The sequence below is a fragment of the Paraburkholderia sp. RAU6.4a genome, from assembly GCF_050435625.1.
Lineage (GTDB): Bacteria > Pseudomonadota > Gammaproteobacteria > Burkholderiales > Burkholderiaceae > Paraburkholderia > Paraburkholderia tuberum.
Genome location: NZ_JBNDKQ010000003.1, coordinates 339,468 through 361,753, shown reverse-complemented (window position 1 = coordinate 361,753; position 22,286 = coordinate 339,468). Strand labels below are relative to the sequence as shown.

Below are 22,286 nucleotides of genomic sequence, written 5' to 3'. Positions count from 1 at the left end.
CGTGGGGAGCCAAGTGAACTATCCGATTCTTTCGCTGCGGGTTGCGCGATTCAACGACGAGACGCTGGCCGAGCCGATCGCGATCGCGTTCGGCCCCGCCGGCGGCACGATTGGCCGGGCCAACGACTGCACGCTGGTGCTGCCCGATCAACAACGCGCGATCTCGCGCGTTCACGCGCGCGTCGAGTTTCGCGGCGGCGACTATCTGCTGTGCGATCTGGGCAGCAATCCGAGCGTGCTGAATCAGCGCGCGTTGGGCGGCACGCGCGAGGCGCGGCTCGCGGACGGCGACCGTCTGCTGATCGGTCCGTATCTGCTCGAGGTGTCGATCGGCGAGCAGGTGGCCGGCGTGCGCGGTCTGACGGGCGGGCGTGATCGGCTGAGTGCCGCGCAGGTGCTCAGTGGACCGTTGCCGGCCGATTCGCAAGGCGACGCGTTGCAGATGGGCGCGCTCGATCCGCTCGGGCAGCCGGGCTTCGGCGAACCGCAGCGGGTCTCGTCGGGTCCGGGCTTTGCGGGCTCGGAAAGCGATCATGTGTCGCCGGAGTTGCAGGCATTTTCGGCGCCGCAAGCGTCCCGGCCCGATCCCGGCCGGCCTGCCACACCCACGGGGGGCATTCCGGCGGACTACGACCCGCTCGCGGATGCGTTGGCGCAATGGGAAACCCCCGGGCAGCCGGGCAGCGGCTCGTCGGCCGCGCCGCATCCTGCGCACGAGTTGCCGGGATGGCCCACTGCGCCCGCGCCGGCGGCCGCGCCTTTGGGCGGCCCGACCGGCTTGCCGCCGGGATTGCTCGATCCCGGCGCGGCAGGGTCGGCCGCGACACCGTTCGATGATCTGTTCGGGATACCGACAACGCCGGCGACGCAGTTTGCGCCACCGACCCCTTTGGCTCCCGTGGTGCCGGTGGTCGTGCCGGTGGTCGCGCCGCAGGCCGCCACCGCGCGGGTGCCTGTACCTGGCGCGGCGCCGGGGCCGTCGTCCGCTGCGCAGCCCGCTTTGGAGCCTGTGGCGCAGCAGCTTCAGCAGCCGGCTCCGTCCGCGGGCCCGATCACGTCAGCGCCTGCCGCGCCGGCGCCGATCGCCCAGCCGGCCCCGGTTCGCCACCCGGCCGCCGCCACTTTCGCGAGCCAGAACCCAGCCACCCTGCAGGCGCTGCTCGAAGGCCTCGGCCTCGATCCGTCGCGCGCGCCGAACCTGCCCGAAGCGGAGTTCGCGCGTCTGATCGGCACGATGCTGCGCGACGCGCGCTGCGCGGCACGATGGGCGTGCTGCGCGCGCGCTCGATGACCAAACGGGAAGCCCGTCTCGACACGACGATGATCGTCGCGCGCGACAACAATCCGCTCAAGTTTTTCCCGGACGTCGACAGCGCGCTGGCGCAGATGCTGACTGGCCGCTCGGCCGGCTATCTGCCGCCCGACGAGGCGCTCAGGCGCGCCTTCGACGATATCGCGGCGCACGAGCTCGCGGTGCTCGCCGGCATGCGCGCGGCGCTCGCGCACGTGCTCGGACGCTTCGATCCCGCTTCGATCGAAGCGCAGCTGAAAGACTCCGGTGCGCTCGAAAAAGTGCTGTCCAACCGCAAGGCGAAACTGTGGGATCTGTTCGTCGCATTGCAGGGCGCCGTCGCGCGCGAAGCCGACGACGATTTCCAGAAGCTCTTCGGTCAGGCGTTCAATGACGCATACGAGGCCCAGATCGACGAACTGCGCGCGGCCCGCGAGCGTCAGCCGAAGCATCCCGCCGATCCCACCTAGAAACGTTTGAACGAGACAACATGTCCTGGAACAGCAAAGTCATCTGGTCGGAGGGGATGTTTCTGCAGCCCCAGCACTTGCAGCAGCACGACCGCTATCTGCAGCGGCAACTGGAGACGCGCGCGGCCGGCCTGCGTCCGTACAGTTGGGGCTTTACCGCGCTGGAGATCGACGAGTCGCTGCTCAAGCTCGGCAAGCTCGCGCTGCTGTCGTGCTCCGGCGTGATGCCGGACGGCACACCGTTCGATCTGCCCGCCGACGATGACTTGCCCGAGCCGCTCGAGATTCCCGAAGGCACCCGCAACATGCTGGTCCAACTGGCGTTGCCGGTGCGCAGGCCGGGTGTCGCCGAAACCGGCAACGAAGCCAGCGAGGAGAACTTCGCGCGACACCGTGTCACCGAATTCGACGTCAGCGACAGCAACGATCCGAATGCCGGCGCGGCGTTGCTGCAGATCGGCAAACTGCGCGTGCGTCTCGCGCTCGCCCCCGAAGTGGCGAATGCCTACACCGCGCTCGGCGTCGCGCGCGTGCTCGAACGGCTGCCCGACAACCGCGTCGTGCTCGAAAACGACTACAGCCCGCCGTGTCTCGACTATCGGGTGGCGCGCCGTCTCGCGGCGTTCGTCGATGACCTCGTGGGCCTTCTGCATCAACGCGGTGAAGCGTTGTCCGGACGCCTTGCACAGCCCGGCGTGACGGGTGTCGCGGAAGTGGCCGATTTCCTGTTGCTGCAGTTGATCAATCGCCACGAGCCGCTGGCCGCGCATCTCTCGACGATGACCGGTCTGCATCCCGAGGCGCTGTACCAGGCGGCGGTGCAGTTGGCCGGCGAGCTGGCGACCTTCAGCCAGGCGTCGAAGCGGCCGCCGGCGTATCCGGTGTATCGCCATGAGTGGTTGCGCGAAACCTTCGCACCGGTGATCGACGACATTCGCGCGTCGCTGAGCATGGTGATGGACCCGCACGCGGTGGCGATCCCGCTCGAAGAGCGCAAGTTCGGCTTGCGCGTGGCGATCGTGCCGGACAAGACGCTGTTTGCCGGCGCCACCTTCGTGCTCGCGGTGCGCGCGCAAATGCCGGCCGAGCACATCCTGACCGGCTTCGCGCCACAGGTGAAGATCGGCCCGATCGAACGCATTCGCGATCTCGTCAATCTGCAATTGCCGGGCGTCGGCCTGCGCGCGTTGCCCGTGGCACCCCGGCAACTGCCGTTCCATGCGGGCTTTACCTACTTCGAACTCGATCGCGGCAACGAACTGTGGAAACAGTTCGCGAATTCCGCGGGCATGGCGTTGCACGTCGCCGGCGACTTTCCCGGACTGACGATGGAGTTCTGGGCAATTCGCCGCTGATGCATTGATTGAGGAAGTTCATCGTGAGTCCAGACGAACCGCGTGGCCCCGCCGACGATCCCGGCGCGACGATTCTGATTCCGACACCGGGCGGCGCGCGGGCGGCGTTCATGGCGGCCGCGGCAACGCCCGCGCCGATGCTGCCCGCCGGCGGCGGTCTGAATCCGCTGTTGCGCGCGGCCAACCCGCTGATCGAACTGGCGCTGCCGTTGCGGCAGTTGCCGACTCATCCGAATGTGGAAGACCTGCGCAACCAGCTGATGCAAATGGTGCGCAGCTTCGAGGCGCAAGGCCGCGCCAACGGCATCGACGACGAGAAGCTCGGCGCCTCGCGCTATTGCCTGTGCACGTTCCTCGACGAAGCGATCGCCAGCACGCCGTGGGGGGCGGGCTTGTGGGGCAGCCGCAGCTTGCTGGTGACGTTCCACAACGAGGCCTCGGGTGGCGAGCGCTTTTTCCTGATCCTGCAGCGTCTCGCGCAGAACCCCGCGGGCAATATCGATGTGCTCGAATTGATCTACGTGATTCTCGGCCTCGGTTTCGAAGGACGTTACCGTCTGATCGACGGTGGCCGCACGCAGCTCGACACGATCCGCGAACGCCTCGAACAGATGATTCGCGGCCAGCGCGGCGCGGCCGAACGCGATCTGTCGCCGCACTGGCTGCCGGTCAAGGTCGAACGCAAGCCGTTGCTGCAACTCGTGCCGTTGTGGGTGGCGGCGGCAATCGCCTGCCTCGTGCTGGTGATCGTCAATCTGGTCTTGAGCTTCAGACTCAACGACATGTCCGACCGCGTGTTCGAAGCGCTGCACGGCATCCGCGTCGCGCCGGCTCCGGTGCTTGCGTCGAAACTGGCGGCCGCGCCCAAACCTGCGCCGAAGCTATCGCAGTTCCTCGCGCCTGAAATTGCCCAAGGCCTCGTGCGTGTCTCGGAGTTGCCCGACAGGACCGTCGTCACGATCAATGGCGACGGCCTGTTCGGCTCGGGCAGCGCCGATCTCGCCGCGGGTTTCGTCCCGCTCATCCAGCGTATCGGCGACGCGTTGAAGGAAGTGCCGGGCAACGTGGTGGTCGCGGGTCACACGGACAGCCAGCGAGTATTGTCCGCGCGCTTCCCGTCGAACTGGCATCTGTCGCAGGCGCGCGCCGAAGCGGTGCGCGACATGCTCGCGTCGCGGGCCGGCAACCCCGCCCGCTTCAGCGCCGAAGGGCGCGGCGACGCCGAGCCGATCGCACCGAACGACACCGCCGCGAATCGCGCGCGCAACCGCCGCGTCGATATCACGGTGCTGGCGCCGGGAGCGGCATCGTGAAGGCCTACGGGATGAGTCCGTCGCGGGTGGCACAGAGGAGCCGGGTATGAAAATCTTTGGCTGGCTCAGACGAGCCATCGTGCTGTCGTTGCTCGGCGTGCTCGCACTGTCGCTGATCGTGTGGGTCGAGGGGCCGCTCGTCGCGTACGCGGGTCATGAGCCGCTCGAAAGCAACAGCAGCCGCTGGGCCGCAATCATCGTGTTGCTGCTGGTGTGGGCGGTGTACTGGAGCGTGCGCTGGATCGCGGTGCGTCTCGCCAACATCCAGTTCACTCGCGTGGTGGCAGAGGGACCGGCCGAGCCCGCGCCCGGCAAGAAAGAATCCGAGGCCGACATCGCCGCGTTGAAGCAGCGTTTCGAAGCCGCCATGGCGACCTTGCGCAAGGCGCGGGTCAAGGGGCGCTTCGGTAGTCAGTACGTGTACCAGTTGCCGTGGTACATGTTCGTCGGCGCGCCCGGCACGGGCAAAACCACCGCGCTGTTGAACTCCGGACTCAAGTTTCCGCTCGCCGAGCGGCTCGGCAAGCAGTCGATCGGCGGCGTGGGCGGCACGCGCAATTGCGACTGGTGGTTCACCGACGATGCGGTGCTGCTCGATACCGCGGGCCGCTTCACCACCCAGGATAGTTTCGCCGAAGCCGATCAGGCCGCGTGGGCCGGCTTCCTGCAACTGCTGCGCAAGTATCGGCCACGCCGGCCGCTGAATGGCGTCATCGTGGCCTTGTCGACGCGCGACCTGCTGCAACTGTCCGACACGCAACGCGCGCAGCAGGCGCAAGCCGTGCGCGAGCGTCTCAGGGAACTGTACGGCAAGCTCGGCATGCGTTTTCCGGTCTACGTGATCGTGACCAAATGCGATCTGCTCGCGGGTTTCGCGGAATTCTTCGACGACCTCGGCCGCGACGAGCGCGAACAGGTCTGGGGCATGACGTTCCCGTTCACCGAGCGAGGCTCGCCGGACGACGCACTGGCCGCATTTCCCGCCGAATTCCACGTGCTGGAAAAGCAACTGCAAGCCCGCGTGTTGAACCGTATGCAGCGCGAGACCGATGTGCGCCGGCGTGCGCTCGTCTATGGATTTCCGCAGCAGTTCGCGGGTCTGCAAGCCGTACTGAAAAGCTTTCTCGACGAAACCTTCAGTACCTCGCGCTTCGAGGAGTCCGCGTTGCTGCGCGGCGTGTATTTCACGAGCGGCACCCAGGAAGGCCGGCCGATCGATCGCGTGATGAGCGCGGTCGCCTTGGCGCTCGGCTTCCAGCAACAGGTCGTGTTGCCCGACCCGGCGAGCGGGCGCGCGTACTTCATCACGCGGCTGCTGCGCGGCGTGATCTTCGAGGAAGCCGGACTCGCGGGCGTGAACCAGAAGCTGGAGCGGCGCCGCGCCTGGTTTCAGCGCGCCGCGCTGGCGGCGATCGGCATCGTCACGGTGCTGGCGCTGGTTCTGTTCTTCGTCAGCTATCAACGCAATCGCGCTTACGTCGCCGATGTTCGACAGCACGTTGCCGAGTTGCAGAAGCTCGCGCAGACCACCCAGCCGGGCGACAATCCGCTTGCGCTGCTGCCGCTGCTCAATGCCGCGCGCGACCTTCCCGGTGGTTACGCGGACCGCGACAGGAGCGTGCCGTGGCTGTCGCGCCTCGGACTTTATCAGGGCGACAAGCTCGGCCTCGAAGCGCAGACCAGTTATCGGCGGCTGTTGCGGCAGACGCTGTTGCCTCTGGTCGTGAGCCGCATGGAAGAAGAACTGCGCCGCGGTGACGCGAACAATCCCGACTTCCAGTATGAAGTCTTGCGCGCATATCTGATGCTGGGCGATTCGCTGCACTTCGACGCCGACTCGGTGCGCTTGTGGGCCGATGTCGATTGGCGCCGCGGGCCGTTGCGCGATGCCAGCGACGATCAGCGCAACGATCTCGACGGCCATCTCGCCGCGCTGTTCCAGCCGGCGCGCTTCGATGCGTCGCTGCCGCTCGACAAGGATCTGATCGCGCAGGCGCGCGCGACGCTCGCCAAAATGCCGCTAACGCAGCGTCTGTTCAACCGCGTCAAACGCGATCTCGAACAGAGCAGACTGCCGGAGTTCAGCGTCGCCGACGCGGCCGGGCGCAATGCCGCGCTGGTGCTCGTGCGCAAGAGCGGCGCGCCGTTGACGCGCGGTGTTTCAGGCGCGTACACGCGGGCCGGCTATCAGAAGTTCGGCCAGTTGCGCGACGCGGCGGTGATCGATATCGCAAAGGACGATTGGGTGCTCGGCCGTCAGGAATCGGTATTGACGCCGAACGGTATCGAGGATCTGAAGGCGGGCATCACCCGGCTTTACTACGACGAGTACATCCGCCAGTGGGACGCGTTGCTCAACGATATCGACGTGGTGCCGTTCGACGGCGTGCAGCAGGGGGCACGCGTGGCGAATGTGCTCGCGGCGCCCGACTCGCCGCTGCGCTCGCTGATGCTGGCCGCGGCGCAGGAAACCACGCTGGGCAGCACCAGAACGGGCGGTTCGCTGACGGAGCAGGGCGTTGCCGCGTTGACCAACAAGCTCGATGCGGCCAAAAAACGCCTCGAGAGCGCGCTCGGCAACCAGCCGGAAGACGCGGCACCGCCCGCGCCGGCCGAACTCAATCCGGTCGACGCGCATTTCCAGGCGCTGCACGAACTGGCTGGCAAACCCGGCGCACCGGGCCCGGCTCCGCTGGACGCGCAACTCGCCGCGCTGAAGGACGCCGCGACCTATCTGGAGGCCGCGGACTCGGCGCGCCGTCAGGGCTTGCCGCCGCCGCCCGGCGATGCGTTGAACAAGCTCAAGCTGGTGGCCCAGGGGTCGCCGCCGCCGCTTGCGACGGTGGCCACCAGCGTCGCGAGCGGGGCGGGGTCGCTGATGGTGGGCGGCGAGCGGGCGCGCCTGAACGCGTTGTGGCAGGCGAACGTGGCGCAGCTGTGCCGGCAGGCGCTCGACGGTCGGTATCCTCTCGTGCGCGGCTCGACGCGCGACGTCGCGCCCGACGATTTCGGCAGGCTGCTGAGCCCAGGCGGCCTGATCGACGATTTCTTCCAGAAGAATCTGGCAACGATGGTCGACATGTCGGGACCGCAGTGGAAATGGCGCAGCGGCGTCGATACGCTCGGCATCCCGGTCGACGTGCTCGGCCAGTTCCAGCGCGCCGCGCAGATCCGCGACGCGTTCTTCCGGGCCGGCGGCCGGGACGTGTCGGTGCGCTTCACGGTGAAGCCGCTCACCATCGATCCATCGATTACCCAGTTCACGCTCGACATCGATGGGCAGCAAATGGTCGTCAAACCCGACACGCCGCAATCGATGGTGTTCCAGTGGCCGAGCGGCAAGGGCACCGGCCAGGCGCACGTCGAGTTCACGCCGCCGGGCAGCACACCGGCGGCGCGTGCCGACGGACCGTGGGCACTGCTGCATCTGATGGACGATGCGCGTCTGCAACCCACCGCGCAACCCGACCGCTTTCGCCTGAGCTTCGACTCGGATGGCCGGCGCGCGGAGTTCGAACTGGCAGCCAGCAGCATCGTGAATCCGTTTCGCCGTGCCATGCTCGAGCAGTTCCGCTGTCCGGATCGGCTATGAGCGGCGAGCTTGCGCAGGAGCCGACATCCGGGCCCGGCTTCTTCGGCAAGGTGCGCACGCATGGCGACTTCGTGGGACGGCGCTTGCCAGTCGAGTTCGTCACGCGTTGGGATGAGCGCTTGCAGGAAGGTATGTTGCTCTCTCGGCAGCGCTTTGGCGCGCAGTGGCTGGAACTGTATCTGAATGCCCCGGTGTGGTGTTTCGCGCTGGGCGCGGGTCTGTATGGCCCGAGCGCGTGGGCGGGCGTTCTGACGCCGGGCGTGGACCGTGTGGGACGCTATTTTCCGTTCACGATCGCTGAGGCGATCGAAGGCGCCGAACTCGCACGGCGACTGGCCGATGCGCAAGGATGGTATGACCGCTTGGTGGCGCTCGCATTGTCGACACTGACGCAGGAATTCGCCCTCGATGCTTTCGACGCGGCATTGCGAGCCGAGAGCCTGTTCAATCGGGATCGCGCATCGATGCCGTGGCGGCTCGCCATCCCTGATGCAGCCGACGGCGGATTCGCCGCCTTGCTCGAACAGACCGTCGCCATGGGACACGCGCTCTGGTGGAGCGACGGATCACCGGCCGTGCCGGCTTCGGCGAGAGTTTCCGCGGGCACGACGACCGGCTTGCAGTTCGCGAGTCTGCTCGACGTCGGCACGCAAGAGTGGGATTCGGTGATCGACGTGATTTCGAACCCGGGCGCACAGCAACGGCATCACTGAGGTCGCCGCCGCGGGTAAGGGTAAGCGTTTCAAATTGACTTCCCATCATTCGTCTTTAAAGGATGAGGCTGTCATACGCCGGTTCCCGCCGGTGTTCGCCGACGGTCCGTAAAGGGGCGCTGGCGGCCTCACCGCAACTCCATTCTGCGGAGATCGCCGTATGTCACGCCTGACCCATCCGTCTTCCGCACGACGCATTCCGGGCGGCGTTCTGTCCGCCACGCTGTGCTTGCTCGCATTGCTGTGCACGGCCTCGCGCGCAGCCGAACCGGTCCTGAACGAGCAGGACATCAACGAGCAGTCGGTGACGCGCGCGCTCGAGCCCGACCAGTCGAGCGAGTCGGGCGAGAACGTCGTGACGCGCGGCTTCGTGCTGTCGAACAAGCCGCCGTCCGCCGCGCCGCGCCCCGCGCCCGCGAGAAAACCCGCCGCGCAAATCCTGATCACGTTCGCCACCAATTCGGCCACGCTCACCGACAGCGCGAAGGCCGCGCTCGACAAGGTCGCCGGTGCATTGCAGTCGGAGAAACTCGCGGCGTACCGGTTTCGCGTCGAAGGGCATGCCGATCCTCGCGGGTCGCCCGATGCCAACATGAAGCTCTCCGAAGACCGTGCGGCCGCGGTGGTCGAATATCTGACGCAGAAAGACGGTATCTCGGCGGAGCGGCTATCGTCGCTCGGCAAAGGTTCTTCCGATCCGTTGAACAAGCGCAATCCGACGGCGCCCGAGAACCGTCGGGTGACGATCGTCACGGTCACGGATTAGGCGCTTTCGAGGTTGCCGCCGATGACACGTTATCGCGTGTATTGCAACGTGGCGACGGGCGCGGCGCTGCTGTTCGCGTGCGTCACCACGATCGCGCTGGCCGCGGGTCCGCAGGACTCGAACAACGCCGCCGACAGACCCGCGGCCGTCGACGACGATACCGGAGCGGTGCGCTTGCCGCTTGCCCGGCTCGCCGCCGCGTTGGCCCCCGATGCGCGCCTGCAACTGTTCACCGTGACGGACCAACCCGGCCTCCATGTGATGCAGGCGGCCAGCCTCGAGCAACAGGGTGCGATGTTCGCGCGCGTGGTGGCATTGCTCGAACGCCGCGATATGCCGCGCGACCGCGTGGTGTCGGCGGCGGCCATCGCGGCTCACGCGCGGCGCTTTGGCACCGACCCCGCCGGGCTGACGGCGGGCAACAACTTCAGCACGGAGGAGTTGGCGCATTTTTTCGAACTCGCGCGCGAGCAGGGCGTGGTGCTGAACCAGGGCGAGCGCACGTTGCAGACGATTCTCGTGCGATGGCGTTTGATTCGCGAGGAGCAGGGGATCTGGAAAGCGACGAACGCACACGATTTTCTGATCACCATTCCCGGGCTGGGTCGCGCGCCAGGCGGCGAGATGATCGACGCCACCGTCAGGGCCGCGATCCTCAGTCACGAATTAGGCCATTGGCGGTACTTTTCGGACGGCGCATACGCACATGCGTGCCGCGCGTTCTGGTGGCAGGTATTGAGCTTCGAGGAACGCGCGGAGTTGACCCGGCAACTGGAGAATCTCGGCTACGACCCGAGCGACCGGATCGTGATCGATGAGATGCAGGCCTATTTGCTGCATACGCCTGCGCGCTATATGCCGATCAGCGACACGCCGGGACCTGGCGGCGTCGATGTCGGCAAGGTGCGGCGGCGCTTGCAGGAGGCGGTCGCGAGAGCGGGCGGATAGCAAGGACGAAGCGAGCCGCGCGAATCGCGCGACACACGCTATCGAGGTGACGCATGACGGATTACGCAGAACTCAACCGCATTTTGCCGCGCCTGTCGCACGCGCATGCGACCGCTGCGTTTAGCGACGAGGTGGCCCCGCTGCTGGTCGCCCTGTGGGCTGATGATTATGTTCGGCGCGTGGCATCGTGCGAATTGCTCGAAAGTTCCGTCGGCCAGTTTTCATATCTGTTTGATATGACGACCGAGCGCCTCATTGCAGCGTGGGGAATCAGTCAGGGAAAGAGTACGGTGGCGCGCAAGGAAATCGCGACGCGGATGCGCGGACATCCGCTCGCCAACGGCGGGACCTATCACCGGGGGCACGCCATTGCGCACACGCTCGGCGGTTCGACCGATATCAACCTCGTGCCGCAGCTGGGCAAGATCAATTCGGGGCCGTTCCAGGCGTTGGAACGACTGGCGGTCAGCCATGCGGGAGCGCTTTACTTCACCTACTGGCTGTACGGGCCGGGCAATAGTCAGGTGCCCGTTGGCGTGGAGCAGGGGCTTCTGATGCCGGGGGCGACTGCATGCACGTTCAAGCTGGCGACGTTTGCGAATTGAGGCAAGCGCGGCGGTCCGCAAAAAACAACGCGATGCGCGTCTTTTTGAAAGCCGCGCGCCGCGATTGGGGAAATACGCCGTGTGTCGGCCTTCGTCGGTGAACCCCTCGACGAATCGGACCGTCTACGATAAACAGTACCGCAGACACCGACGTAACGGACCCCGATGATGCCATCCGCTCACCGTTTCCTCGTCATGCTGGCGTCAGCCTTCCTGCGCGCACGCGCGGGCGGCGCGCTGGCGCTGTTTGCGTCGGCGGTGCCGCTCGTCCACGCGGACGTCGTCGTCTCGTTCGCCGAGAGTCCCGTGTCGGTGATTCGCGGCGCCTCGCTGTATCGGACGGGCGAGGGCGCCAGGCTGCGCGACGACGACATCATCGAAACCGACGCCGGCAAATCCGCGCAACTCGAAGACGGCGCGGGGACGCTGATCGCGCTCGGGCCGCAAACGCAAATACTGCTCAATACGCCGTCGACGTCGCAAAACGCCGCGGCGAGACCGCTGCGAATCACGATGCTGAGCGGCTGGCTCAAGGTTGGCTGCAAGGTGAGCGCAGGCGCGCAACCGCCGCTGTCGATCGAACTTCACGGCCTCGACATCAAACCTTCAGGCAATGGTCCGTGGTCGGTCGTCGCGATGACCACCGGCGAGCGCGCCGCAATCTTCGCGGAGTCCGGGGATGACGCGATCGTCGTCGTTCGCGCCCCTGCCCAGGCGCCCAGGCAAATCCTGCACGCGGGCCAGTACCTCGAGCGACTTGCCGACGGGCCCCTGCGCGCGCAAGCCCGGCCATCCGCGGAGTTCATCGGCACGATGCCGCCAGGCTTTCGGGACGCGCTGGTCGGGATGGCGGGACGGCTCGCGAGCAGGCACGAACTTGCCGCGCCACTTCGCGCCGTCGACTACGCCGACGTCTCCGACTGGCTCACGAGCAGCGTCAGCGAGCGTGCCACCTTCGTCAAACGCTTCGTGCCTCGCCTGAAAACCCCTGCCTTCCGCGCGCAGGTCGACACCCATCTGGACGTTTTGCCGGAATGGCGGCCGATATTGCATCCGCCGCCGCCACGCCCGGCGAGCGAGCCACACAAAAGGCCCGCGCAAGCGCCGCCGGCGAGCGAGCCACACAAAAGGCCCGCGCAAGCGCCGCCGGCGGTGCGTCCCGAATTCGGCCCCAACTGGCTATACCGGCACTAACCTACGCCGGACGACGCCGACGCGCATTGACGTACCATGCACCACCGGGCGTTGACGCCCTTGCACACCATTCGCGTGGAGCAGCCATGAACCTGTCGTTGACTCTGAAATTCAATCTCGCCTTCCTCGTCGTGTTCGCTGCGGGATTCGCCGCGACGGGTTTCGTGGCCGACCGGGTGTTGCAGGAAAACGCGGTGCAGACGACCGTGCGCGACGCGAGCCTGATGATCGAAGCCGCTACCGCAGCGCAGAACTACACGTCCGAACAGGTGACGCCGCTGCTTGCCACGCAAATCAAATACGCGTTCGTCCCGCAGTCGATTCCCGCGTATTCCGCCGTCGAGAGCCTGCTCGCGATCCAGAAGAAGTTTCCGGGCTTCTCGTACAAGAGCGCGATGCTCGATCCGACCAACCCGCGCGACCGCGCCACGGACTGGGAGACCGATGTGATCCGGCGCCTGCATGACCACCCCGAATTGCCCGAACTGATTGGCGAACGCGCGACGCCGTCGGGCCCCAGCCTGTACATCGCGCGGCCCACCCGCATCGACTCGGCCGCGTGCCTCGAATGCCACAGCACGCCCAGCGCGGCGCCGCGCACGATGATCGACAAATACGGGCCGGCGAACGGCTTCAACTGGCCTCTGCATGAAACGATCGGCGCGCAGGTCGTGTCCGTGCCGATGTCGCTGCCGCTGGGACAGGCGCACAGCGTTTGGCGCACGTTCATGCTGTCGTTCGCCGCGGTGTTCGGATGCGTGCTGATCGCGCTGAACCTGATGGTGCATTTCCTCGTGACGAAGCGGCTCAAGGCTTTGTCGCGCGCGGCCGACGAAGTCAGCCTCGGCAAGCTCGACACCGCATCGTTTTCGACGCGCGGCGGCGACGAAATCGCCTCGCTCGCGGTCTCGTTCAACCGCATGAAAACGAGTCTCGTCGAAGCGCTGCGGATGCTGGGGGCGTAAGCTGGCGTGATCGGCCAGGCGCCCCTCGACCGGAACCCGAATGAGCAACGAAGCAACGCCTACGCGCATTGGCAAGTACCGCATCGACCGCGTGCTGGGGAGGGGCGCCATGGGCGTCGTCTATCTCGCGTTCGACCCGCACCTGGAAAGACCGGTGGCGCTGAAAACCGTGCGTCGCGAACTGCTCGCCGGCGAGGATACGAGTGGCGACATGCTGCTGCGTTTTCGCAACGAGGCACGCGCGGCCGGTCGGCTCGCGCATCCGAACATCGTCACGGTCCACGATTTCGGCGAAGACGGCGATAGGGCTTATATCGTGATGGAATACGTCGCCGGGCATGGCCTCGATACATTGCTGGTGCCGGGCCACGCGTTGCCGCTGTCGGACGCTTTCCACTGGCTCGCGCAACTGCTCGCCGCGCTCGCGTATGCGCATGAGGCCGGCGTCGTGCACCGCGATATCAAGCCCGCGAATCTGCTCGTCACGGCGGCAGGGCTTCTGAAGGTCGCCGATTTTGGCGTCGCGCGCATCGGCTCATCCGCCACCTCGTCCGGGTGGATGATCGGCACGCCGAGCTACATGTCGCCCGAGCAGTTCGAGGGCGAATCGGTCGATGCCCGCGCGGACCTGTTCTCGGCCGGCGTCGTGCTGTACCGCATGTTGACCGGCCGCCAGCCGTTCGTCGGCTCGCCGGCCACGATCAGGCAGAAGATCCTCAAAGATGCGCCGGCCCGGCCATCGGAAATCGTCTCCGCGTTGCCGCCGGCGCTCGACGCGATGGTCGCGAAAGCACTCGCGAGACGGCCGAACGATCGCTTCGGTTCGGCCGCGCAATGGCTGGCGAGCTTGAGGTCGTTGGCCGTCTCACCGGCGGCGGCCGACGATGACCGGACCATCGTGACGCCGTCCGCGTATTGGTCCGCGTCCGCTTCCTTGCCAGCGCATGCGACGGGCGTCGGCCCCGCACCTGTGCCCGTGCCTTCGGCGCCGCCTAGTTGGCCGCCTGAGATGCTCGCGCGCATCGAACGCCAGCTCGCGACCCAGATGGGCCCGCTCGCGAGCCTTCTGGTGCGACGCGCGGCCACCCAGACGAACGACCTGCCGACGCTCGGCGCGCAGTTGGCGGCGGCGTTGCCGGACACGGCGCGGCTCGAATTCGAGCAGGCCTTCGCGCGGCTGACGGCTGGCTTGCCCGATATGTCGATGGTGACCTCGTCATCGCCGGGCTCACGCGTCGCGACGGCTGCCGCAAAGGTATCGGCTGTATCGCCCGCCAGCGCCGCGGGCACGTCGCCAGACAGTGCGATCGATCAGGCCAGCATCGATGCCGTCGCCGTTAAGCTGGCCGTCTATCTGGGCCCGATCGCGAAGATGATCGCCAGTCGCGAGGCGCGGCATGCCGCGAATTTCGACGAGTTCGTCCAGCGGGTCGAGGACTGCATCACCGACCCCGCGCAACGCGGTCGATTCCGGCACGATGTCGATTCATCCAGTTAGCCCACAGCGCCGATGGAGAGGCCCGGCAAGCCTCTCCATGACCGGCTTCACTGCACGCAGGTAAACGAGCTCGCGCTATTCACGTCGCCCGCGCCGTTATAGCTGGGCCACGCCGGATACTGGCATAGCGGCCGCGTGCGTCCCGGCACACCCTCCGTGTCGGTGACCACCTGATGCGCCGGCGGTGTGCCGTGCTCGACCCAGTTCTCCAGCGTCGTCAGCGAGTCCCACGACGCATTGAACTCGGTGCCGACCGCGTGCTGCAGCCCCGGAATCTCATAGAAGCGCGCGAACGAGCCGACCGCGCCAAAGCCCATCGTCACCAGCATGCGCTGATAGTAGATCTCGGTTGCCCGCGTGCTGACGGTCTGATCGACGGTGCCGTGCGCCATCAGCAACTTGCCGCCGTGCCGCATGAAGGGCGTCAGGTTCGCATCGGTCGCGTCAAGCCCCGACAGCATGCTGACGCGGCTGGACCATCGACCGGCAATCGCGGGGTTGTACTGCAGCGAGTCTGCGTCCGGGTTGTCCATCACCGTGTAGCGGACGAAGTCGTCGGCGATCTGGCCGTCGAACATCGCGGTGCTTTGCAGCGGATACGACGGCTGCGTCGTGCCGAGCGCGAGCGTCGTGACGGTGCCTTCGAGCGGTGAACTGCTGCCCACCCCGAGATCGGCGCCATACACGTTATAGCCGGGATACAGCGTTTCGCCGCTTTCGAGCGGGTACGCAAACACGAGCGGCGTGTTCATCGTGTTCAGCGCCGCGATCTGCCGGTCCGACAGGCACGTGTCGCCGCGCGCGATACCGCCGGCGCAACGCAAAGGCTTGCCGTCGACGCTGGCCGTCGCCGGGTTGAACGTCGCATTGCACGCCTGCACGTTGCTGATGAGACCGTCGACCACGCCGTCGAGTCCGTCGCAAGCCTGCATGACCGCGTTGAGCAGCAGCGCGCGCTGCGCTGTGTCGAGATATGCGCCGGGCGCTGCGAAGCCTTCGGTCACGCGCAATTGCTGCAGGCTCAGCGTCGTAAAGTCGTACGCGGGATAGAACGCGATGATGCCGTCCCAGTCACGCGGCCAGCGCTGCGCGACGGTCAGCGCCTCGCGCCCGCCAGTTGAGCCGCCCGCGAAATACGCCCTGGACGGATGTGTGCCGTAATGCGCGTCGATGATCACGAGCGAGGCGTCATGCGTTTTCTTCAGCGCTTCGCCCATGAAGTTGTCGTAGGCCTCGGCGTTGACGGAGAACGCGCCGTTCACCGAACCGTTGCTCGCCTCGTGCCCGGAATCGCTCGCGAACACCGCGTAGCCGCGCGACAACGGTCCCGGCAGAGCCGCCGGCGCGCTCGGCACGTTACCTGTGATGGCGGGAATCGAGCCGTCGAACCCCCCGCCGCCGAGCATCAGGATCTTGCCGTTCCACTGGTCCGGCAACGCGACGTTGAACAGGATGTCTGGCGCGGATGGATCGACCGGATGAATCGCGCCGGCCACGAGGCAGTACGATCCGGTAGCCGTCGCGCCGCTGCCGCTCGCCGCCACCTGGGTCGTCGAGGTGACGACGGCGCCTGTCGTCGGCAAACCGATCTCACGGGTGCGGATGGTCAATCCATTCAGATTCGGACAGCTGAGTTTCGATCGGGGTGGTGGCTCGTGCCTTTTGCATGCCTCGCCCTGGCATTGTCCTGCTGCCGAACCCGCGTACGCGCCGTGGCTCCACATCGCGCACAGCGCCAGCACACAGCACGCCCCCACCCACGACGGCACGCGCCCACGCGCGCGCCACGACTCTCTGCTCAAGTTCATCGCCGTGTCTCCTTCCAATGAGGCCTGGAGACGGCACCGGACGTCGCGGCATCAGCCCCCTATGCCATGACGTACCCATGACCTTTGACCTTTGTTGTTTTTGTCAACGGCGCGGCCACCGCGTGCGCAACGCCACGTCGCGTCTTGCGCGCAATACCGCCCGACACCGCATATTCGCACTTGCATTCGATTTGGTAGAAGTCTTTCATCGGCCTGTCGATGTGGTTCCGGTCGGCCAAAATCAACCAATCAATCATAGTCGCTAACTCACGCGACACGCGCCGATTCGTCATCGCGGGCACGCGAGAGGGTCGTACTCGCTCGACACTGCGAAGCCTCGTAAATCGAATCGGGAATAACCACCGCATCCCCGCGGTCTTGCAGGTAAGACTGACGGCAAATGGGTGATCAAATGAACATCGTCGATATGGTCCGCGCATCGGAACAGATCGTCATCGAAGCCGCGTTTGCCCGACACGTGGCGCACGACGCCAGCGGGACGTTCGCATGACGTTGCGGATACAAGCCGCGCTGCGCCGGATGCAACTCGGCTCCGGCGTGGTGTTGCTGGTCTATCTCTTTCTTCATCTGCTCAATCACGCACTCGGAATCTGGTCGCTCGAACTTGCCGGACGTGGTCTCGTTCTAGCGCTGCGGCTCTGGCGCAGCGCGCCTGGAACGATCGCGTTGTACGGGGCGGCCGCGCTGCATTTCGCGCTGGCGATGCGAACGATCTATGCGCGCCGTCACTGGGCGTTGCCTGCGGTGGAGTGGGTGCGTCTGTGGGCAGGACTCAGCATGCCGCTGCTGCTGATCCGTCATGCGGTGACGACCCGGCTCGCGTCCGCGCTGTATGGTTTCGAACCGGACTACGAGCGCGTCGTGATCCAGTTGCTAACGACAGGTACGCAAGGTTTGCAGCTTGCGCTGCTCGCGCCCGGATGGATACACGGATGCCTCGGACTATGGTTTCGCTTGCGTCACATGCAATGGGCACTTCGCATGAAGCCTGTGCTGTTCGCTTCGGTCATCGTGCTGCCATTGCTGTCCGCGGCGGGCTTTGTCCGGATGATGCGAACCGTCGAAGCGAAGCGGGCGATCCTTGCGGCTCCCGATCCAAAACTGATTGCGCATCAGCTTACGCTGAACGCCTGGCGTCACGATCTCATGGCCTTATATCTGGCTCTGATCGTCGGCGCGTTCGTCGCGGGTCAATTGCGCAACGGGATCGAGCGGCGAAGATTGCGTGGGAGTTCTATTTAGGCATCCGGAAGTATCCGGCTTATCACAGTGCTCCTTGACGCGAAGCCCGGGAATATCCAACGAGAAATCTCCGTCTACCGGATGTACATCGCGTAACTCTCACAATCTGACAAGACGGTTCGAAGTGAATGCAAATGCGCGAATACATCCCCATGTCAAAAGGAGTACATGATGAAATCCGGATCGTTGAATCAATACGCGGTTTCCCCGCTACTGAGCCTCGTGATCGTTGGTGTGATGTTGATGGCGAGCTCTGCAAGCGTGGATGCGCAAACTGTGTCGGAGCCCGAGCCTCATCAAGTCACGCGCGCGGAGGTCATGCACGAACTCGAAGAACTTGAAGCGGCGGGATACAACCCGTCGACGGGCGATGATGGTTCGTATCCCGCCGATCTACAGGCCGCGGAAGCAAAGGTGGCCGCGATGCATCGAACGGAAAGAGCCGCGGCGATGAACGCGGAACAGAGCGGGCAAACGCTGCGCACGCATTGAGGGAAAGGCTGGAACGTTGATCCACCTGCGGTGGCGCACTGCGTCATTGCAATACACAATACTCATATTGCATTCATTGCATTGCCAGCATGACGTCGGAATCGTATCTTCGTCTCCATATTACGGAGACACCTATGAAGATCGCATTCCTGGGGGCCGGCGCGTTGGGTTGCGCGATCGGCTCCGCGCTGACCGAAGGTGGCCATCAGACGTGGCTGGTCGACCGCTTCGCGGCGCACGTCGAGGCCATGCGCTGCGACGGCCTGTTAGTCGACGATGCCACCGGGTCACGCCGCGTGAAAGTCCGCGCGACGACGAACCCCGCCGAAGTCGGGCCGGTGGACCTCGCCATCGTGCTGGTCAAGTCTTTCCACACCGATTCGGCGATGCGCGGGGCGCTCGACCTCGTCGGACCCGACACGCTCGTGTTGTCGCTGCAAAACGGTCTCGGCCACGAGGACGTGCTCAGCGAAATCGTCGGGCGGGAGCGCGTGCTGGCAGGCAAGACCTATGTCGGCGGCGTGCTGAAGGCGCCCGGACAGATCCAGTCGGGCGTGCACGGAAAGTTGACGATCGTCGGCGAGCTCGATGGTCGGGTGACGGACCGGGTCCGCGCCATCGCCGACGCGTTCAACAGTTCGGGTCTGACGACCACGGTCAGCGACAACATCCTCGGCACCATGTGGGACAAGTTGCTGATCAATGTCGCGACCGGCGCGATCACCGGCATCACCGGTCTGACGTATGGGCAACTGTACGAAGAGCCCGTTTTGAAAGCCACCGCGTTGGCGGCGATCGAAGAAGCGATGGCAGCCGCGAAGGCCGCCGGCATCCATCTTTCGATGACGAAGGCGGAGGAAGCCTGGACGCTGGCGGCCGACGGACTCTCGTCCGCGTTCAAGACCTCGATGCTGCAGAGCCTCGAGAAAGGCTCGGTCACGGAAATCGACTTCATCAACGGAGCGGTCGTGCGTTGGGGCGAGCGCCTCGGCGTTCCGACTCCTGTCAATTCGACGCTGGTCGCGTGCATCAAGGGCATCGAGCGCGCGATGACGGACCGTCAGAAAGAAGGAGCGACGGCATGAGCGGCGCGAGAGCCTATCTGGAGCACGTCGCCATCTGGGTAAAGGATCTCCACTGGCACATCCGCTTCTTCGAACAAGTCCTCGGCATGACCATGCGCGAGGTGGACGGCTCGCGCGACGAGCCGCGTCAGTACTGGACGCTCGGCGGACTGCAGTTCATCAGTGATCCGCGCTACGAAGGTTCCGAGGGCCGGCTTGCGCATCTCGGCGTGATGTGCGAGGACCTCGAGGCCTCGCTTGCCGCGGCGCAAGCGTTCGGCGTCAGTGAAATGCCGCAAGGACGCAACTGGCTGCGTCTGCCGGATGGACTTGCGCTCGAACTCATTCAGGCCAAACCTGCCACGTGCGTTGCGCAGGCGCTGGCGATCAATCCACGCGCGGAGGCGTAAAGCATGAGCACGGTCATCGAAAAGTACTGGGACGACGCGAACGAAGGCGACGAGTGCGTGAGCCCGACCTATACCGTCACGAAAGAACGCATTCTCGCTTACGCCGATTTGACCGGCGATCACACGCCCGTGCATGTGGACGAGGAATATGCGAACGCGAGCCACTTCGGGTCGATCGTCGCGCACGGGCTGTTCGGCTTGTCGATCGCGGACGGCCTGAAGACGCAGAGCGACTATCGCTTCCTGCCCGGCATGTCGCTAGGTTGGACGTGGGATTTCCTGCTGCCGATCAAGGTCGACGATGTGCTTCACGTCAGGTTCCGCGTGGGCAATATGCGCGCGAGCAACAGCCGTCCGGATTGGGGCATCGTCGTGCTGCCGTCCGAGTTGATCAATCAGGACGGCCAGGTCGTCCAGCGCGGCGAACATCGCCTGATGGTGCCGCGCCGTCCGGGAGCGAACTGATGCAAGCCCGTCCCCTCGAAGGTATTCGCGTCGTCGACTACAGCCACTTTCTCGCCGGTCCCTATGTGGGCCGCTGCCTCGCGGCGCTCGGCGCCGAAGTGATCAAGGTCGAGCGTCCCGGCAGCGGCGATGCCGGCCGGCAGCACGCGAGCATCCTCGACGACCAGCAAAGCGCCTACTTCCTGCAACTCAACATGGGCAAGCGCGGCGTCAGCGTCGACATGAAAGACCCGCGCGGCAAGGAGTTCATGCGGCGCCTGTGCGATTCGGCCGATGTGTTCGTCGAAAACTATCGACCGGGTGCGCTGGACAAGCTGGGCCTCGGCTACGCCGCGTTGTCCGAGCGCAATCCGGGTCTCGTGTACTGCTCGATTTCGGCGTACGGCCATACCGGGCCCGACGCGCATCGCGCGGGCTTCGGCCTGATCGCCGAGGCGAAGAGCGGCATCATGCAGATGATCGGCAATCCCGGCGAACCGCCGCCGCTGATGCGCATCTCGCTCGGCGATATGTACACGGGCATTCATGCGGTCGCCGCGATCAACGCCGCGTTGCTCGGCCGCGTGAAGAGCGGTCGCGGCCAGCACATCGACATGGCGTTGTACGACACGCTGGTGTCGATGCACGAATACGCGGTGCAGTGCTACACGATGCAAGGCGTGCTACCCGAGCAGACGGGGCACGACATGCCGACGTCGACGCTCTATGGCGTGTTCCGCGCGGCCGATGGCGACCTCGTGATCGCCGCGCAGGTCGATGATTCGTGGAAGCGGTTTGCTTCACTCGTCGAACAGCACGGCGGTCCGGCCGGCTTCGGCGCCGATGCGAGGTTCCATACGCTGAACGGACGCAACGCCCATCGCGAGGCAATTCTCGCGGTCGTAAAGTCGTGGGTCGAAGCCCGGCCGGTCGCTGAAGTGTTGGCGCTGCTCGACGGTGTCGACGTGCCTTGCGCAAAAGTGCAGCGTATCGATGAAGTGGTCGCCGATCCGCAGATCGTCGCGCGTGGCATGGTGATCGAGCAGGACCATCCGCGCTTCGGAAAACTGCGCCTGCCTAACCTGCCGTTCCGCTTCTCCGACTGTGACACGTCGATCCGCGAAGTCGGCCCGGACCTCGGTCAGCACAACGCGGAAGTCGCGCAGTCGTTGGGATTCGACGCCGCGCAGATCGACGCAATGCAGACCCAGGGCGTGCTGTTTTCGAAGAGGAGTGCGTGATGACCGACCGATACGCGGTGATCGGCAATCCGATCGGACACACGAAATCTCCGCTGATCCACGGTCTGTTTGCGCAGGAGACCGGACGGGACATCAGCTACTCGGCGATCGAAGGTCCGATCGAGCCCGCCGACGCGTTCGCCGAGACCGTCAGGACGTTTATCGCGGCGGGCGGCAGAGGCATGAACGTCACCGCGCCGTTCAAGCTGCATGCGTTCGCGATTGCCGACGAGCGCAGCGAACGGGCCGCGCTCGCCGGCGCCGCGAACGCGATGAAGTTCGAAAACGGCCGGATCATTGGCGAGAATTTCGACGGCGTCGGCCTCGTGCGCGATATCGAAGTGAACCTCGATCAGCCGATGGCGGGCAAGCGTGTGCTCGTGCTGGGCGCGGGCGGAGCGGCGCGTGGCGCGTTGCTGCCGTTCATCGCGGCGCGTCCGGCGCAACTGGTCGTCGTGAATCGGGATGTGCGCAAGGCCGAGGCGCTGGTCGCGCAAGTCGCGAGCAGCAGCCCATTGATCGCATGCGGCTACCGGGAACTAGACGGGATGGGGCCATTCGATCTCGTCGTGAACGCGACTTCGGCAAGCCTGACCGGTCAGTTGCCTGCCGTTCCGCCGGGCGTGTTCAGCCCAACCGGAACCGCATACGAACTCGCGTATGGAAAGGGACTCACGCCGTTCTTGCGGCTCGCTCGAAATGCTGGCGTGCAGGGCATCGCCGACGGCGTTGGCATGCTCGTCGAGCAGGCGGCCGAAGCGTTCGAGTGGTGGCGCGGCGTTCGTCCGCAGACGCACGCGATCATCGACCGGCTGACCGTTCCGCTCGACTGACGCATGCGGGCGCGCGCCCAC

Annotated in this window: 21 protein-coding genes; 19 read left to right on the top strand and 2 right to left on the bottom strand. The window is 65.7% G+C overall.

Annotated features, from left to right (window positions below; translation table 11 throughout):
• Window positions 1–13 precede the first annotated feature (13 nt).
• From OKW40_RS26160 to OKW40_RS26105, 12 genes are all read left to right on the top strand, one after another.
• Window positions 14–1,291, top strand: a complete 1,278-nt coding sequence (locus tag OKW40_RS26160) for an FHA domain-containing protein (RefSeq protein ID WP_429492416.1) — start codon at window positions 14–16, stop codon at window positions 1,289–1,291.
• Window positions 1,288–1,761, top strand: a complete 474-nt coding sequence (tagH, locus tag OKW40_RS26155) for a type VI secretion system-associated FHA domain protein TagH (protein ID WP_429492414.1) — start codon at window positions 1,288–1,290, stop codon at window positions 1,759–1,761. The genes OKW40_RS26160 and tagH overlap by 4 nt, the downstream gene beginning before the upstream one ends.
• Before the next feature lie 20 nt (window positions 1,762–1,781).
• Complete coding sequence (gene tssK, locus OKW40_RS26150) at window positions 1,782–3,116, top strand: type VI secretion system baseplate subunit TssK (RefSeq protein WP_429492412.1); 1,335 nt, start codon at window positions 1,782–1,784, stop codon at window positions 3,114–3,116.
• Window positions 3,117–3,139: 23 nt separating this feature from the next.
• A complete protein-coding gene (gene tssL, locus OKW40_RS26145; protein WP_429492410.1) occupies window positions 3,140–4,429 on the top strand; it encodes a type VI secretion system protein TssL, long form in 1,290 nt (429 codons plus the stop codon).
• 46 nt (window positions 4,430–4,475) lie between these two features.
• Window positions 4,476–8,021 (top strand): type VI secretion system membrane subunit TssM, encoded by a 3,546-nt coding sequence (tssM, locus tag OKW40_RS26140; RefSeq protein ID WP_429492408.1) that lies wholly within the window; start codon window positions 4,476–4,478, stop codon window positions 8,019–8,021.
• A complete protein-coding gene (tagF, locus tag OKW40_RS26135; protein WP_184066297.1) occupies window positions 8,018–8,734 on the top strand; it encodes a type VI secretion system-associated protein TagF in 717 nt (238 codons plus the stop codon). The genes tssM and tagF overlap by 4 nt, the downstream gene beginning before the upstream one ends.
• A gap of 160 nt (window positions 8,735–8,894) precedes the next feature.
• Window positions 8,895–9,500, top strand: a complete 606-nt coding sequence (locus OKW40_RS26130; protein ID WP_184066294.1) for an OmpA family protein — start codon at window positions 8,895–8,897, stop codon at window positions 9,498–9,500.
• Between the two features lie 21 nt (window positions 9,501–9,521).
• Window positions 9,522–10,448, top strand: coding sequence for a hypothetical protein (locus OKW40_RS26125; protein WP_429492406.1), 927 nt, complete (start codon window positions 9,522–9,524; stop codon window positions 10,446–10,448).
• Between the two features lie 53 nt (window positions 10,449–10,501).
• Window positions 10,502–11,053, top strand: a complete 552-nt coding sequence (locus tag OKW40_RS26120; RefSeq protein ID WP_429492404.1) for a DNA/RNA non-specific endonuclease — start codon at window positions 10,502–10,504, stop codon at window positions 11,051–11,053.
• Window positions 11,054–11,221: 168 nt separating this feature from the next.
• A complete protein-coding gene (locus tag OKW40_RS26115; RefSeq protein ID WP_429492403.1) occupies window positions 11,222–12,247 on the top strand; it encodes a hypothetical protein in 1,026 nt (341 codons plus the stop codon).
• 86 nt (window positions 12,248–12,333) lie between these two features.
• A complete protein-coding gene (locus OKW40_RS26110; protein WP_129959255.1) occupies window positions 12,334–13,212 on the top strand; it encodes a c-type heme family protein in 879 nt (292 codons plus the stop codon).
• A gap of 40 nt (window positions 13,213–13,252) precedes the next feature.
• Window positions 13,253–14,710, top strand: a complete 1,458-nt coding sequence (locus OKW40_RS26105; protein ID WP_429492401.1) for a serine/threonine-protein kinase — start codon at window positions 13,253–13,255, stop codon at window positions 14,708–14,710.
• 47 nt (window positions 14,711–14,757) lie between these two features.
• Here the strand turns inward: OKW40_RS26105 and OKW40_RS26100 are convergent, their stop codons facing one another.
• Window positions 14,758–16,518, bottom strand: coding sequence for a tannase/feruloyl esterase family alpha/beta hydrolase (locus OKW40_RS26100; RefSeq protein WP_429492399.1), 1,761 nt, complete (start codon window positions 16,516–16,518; stop codon window positions 14,758–14,760).
• Between the two features lie 59 nt (window positions 16,519–16,577).
• The gene (locus OKW40_RS26095) at window positions 16,578–16,727 is read right to left on the bottom strand and encodes a hypothetical protein (protein ID WP_429492397.1); all 150 of its coding nucleotides are present in this window, start codon (window positions 16,725–16,727) and stop codon (window positions 16,578–16,580) included.
• Between the two features lie 298 nt (window positions 16,728–17,025).
• Between OKW40_RS26095 and OKW40_RS26090 the strand changes: the two genes are divergently transcribed.
• The 7 genes from OKW40_RS26090 (at window position 17,026) to aroE (ending at window position 22,265) form a co-directional block, all read left to right on the top strand.
• Window positions 17,026–17,781: a hypothetical protein gene (locus OKW40_RS26090; protein ID WP_429492395.1), complete on the top strand. Its 756-nt coding sequence runs from the start codon at window positions 17,026–17,028 to the stop codon at window positions 17,779–17,781.
• A 171-nt stretch (window positions 17,782–17,952) separates the two neighbouring features.
• On the top strand, window positions 17,953–18,273 hold the full coding sequence (locus tag OKW40_RS26085; protein WP_429492394.1) for a DUF4148 domain-containing protein: 321 nt from the start codon (window positions 17,953–17,955) through the stop codon (window positions 18,271–18,273).
• Window positions 18,274–18,407: 134 nt separating this feature from the next.
• Window positions 18,408–19,358: a ketopantoate reductase family protein gene (locus OKW40_RS26080; protein ID WP_429492392.1), complete on the top strand. Its 951-nt coding sequence runs from the start codon at window positions 18,408–18,410 to the stop codon at window positions 19,356–19,358.
• Window positions 19,355–19,747, top strand: a complete 393-nt coding sequence (locus OKW40_RS26075) for a VOC family protein (RefSeq protein ID WP_429492390.1) — start codon at window positions 19,355–19,357, stop codon at window positions 19,745–19,747. Before OKW40_RS26080 ends, OKW40_RS26075 begins: the two co-directional genes overlap by 4 nt.
• 3 nt (window positions 19,748–19,750) lie before the next feature.
• Complete coding sequence (locus OKW40_RS26070) at window positions 19,751–20,212, top strand: MaoC family dehydratase (RefSeq protein WP_429492388.1); 462 nt, start codon at window positions 19,751–19,753, stop codon at window positions 20,210–20,212.
• On the top strand, window positions 20,212–21,432 hold the full coding sequence (locus OKW40_RS26065; protein ID WP_429492386.1) for a CaiB/BaiF CoA transferase family protein: 1,221 nt from the start codon (window positions 20,212–20,214) through the stop codon (window positions 21,430–21,432). The genes OKW40_RS26070 and OKW40_RS26065 overlap by 1 nt, the downstream gene beginning before the upstream one ends.
• Complete coding sequence (gene aroE, locus OKW40_RS26060) at window positions 21,432–22,265, top strand: shikimate dehydrogenase (RefSeq protein ID WP_429492384.1); 834 nt, start codon at window positions 21,432–21,434, stop codon at window positions 22,263–22,265. Before OKW40_RS26065 ends, aroE begins: the two co-directional genes overlap by 1 nt.
• Window positions 22,266–22,286 lie beyond the last annotated feature (21 nt).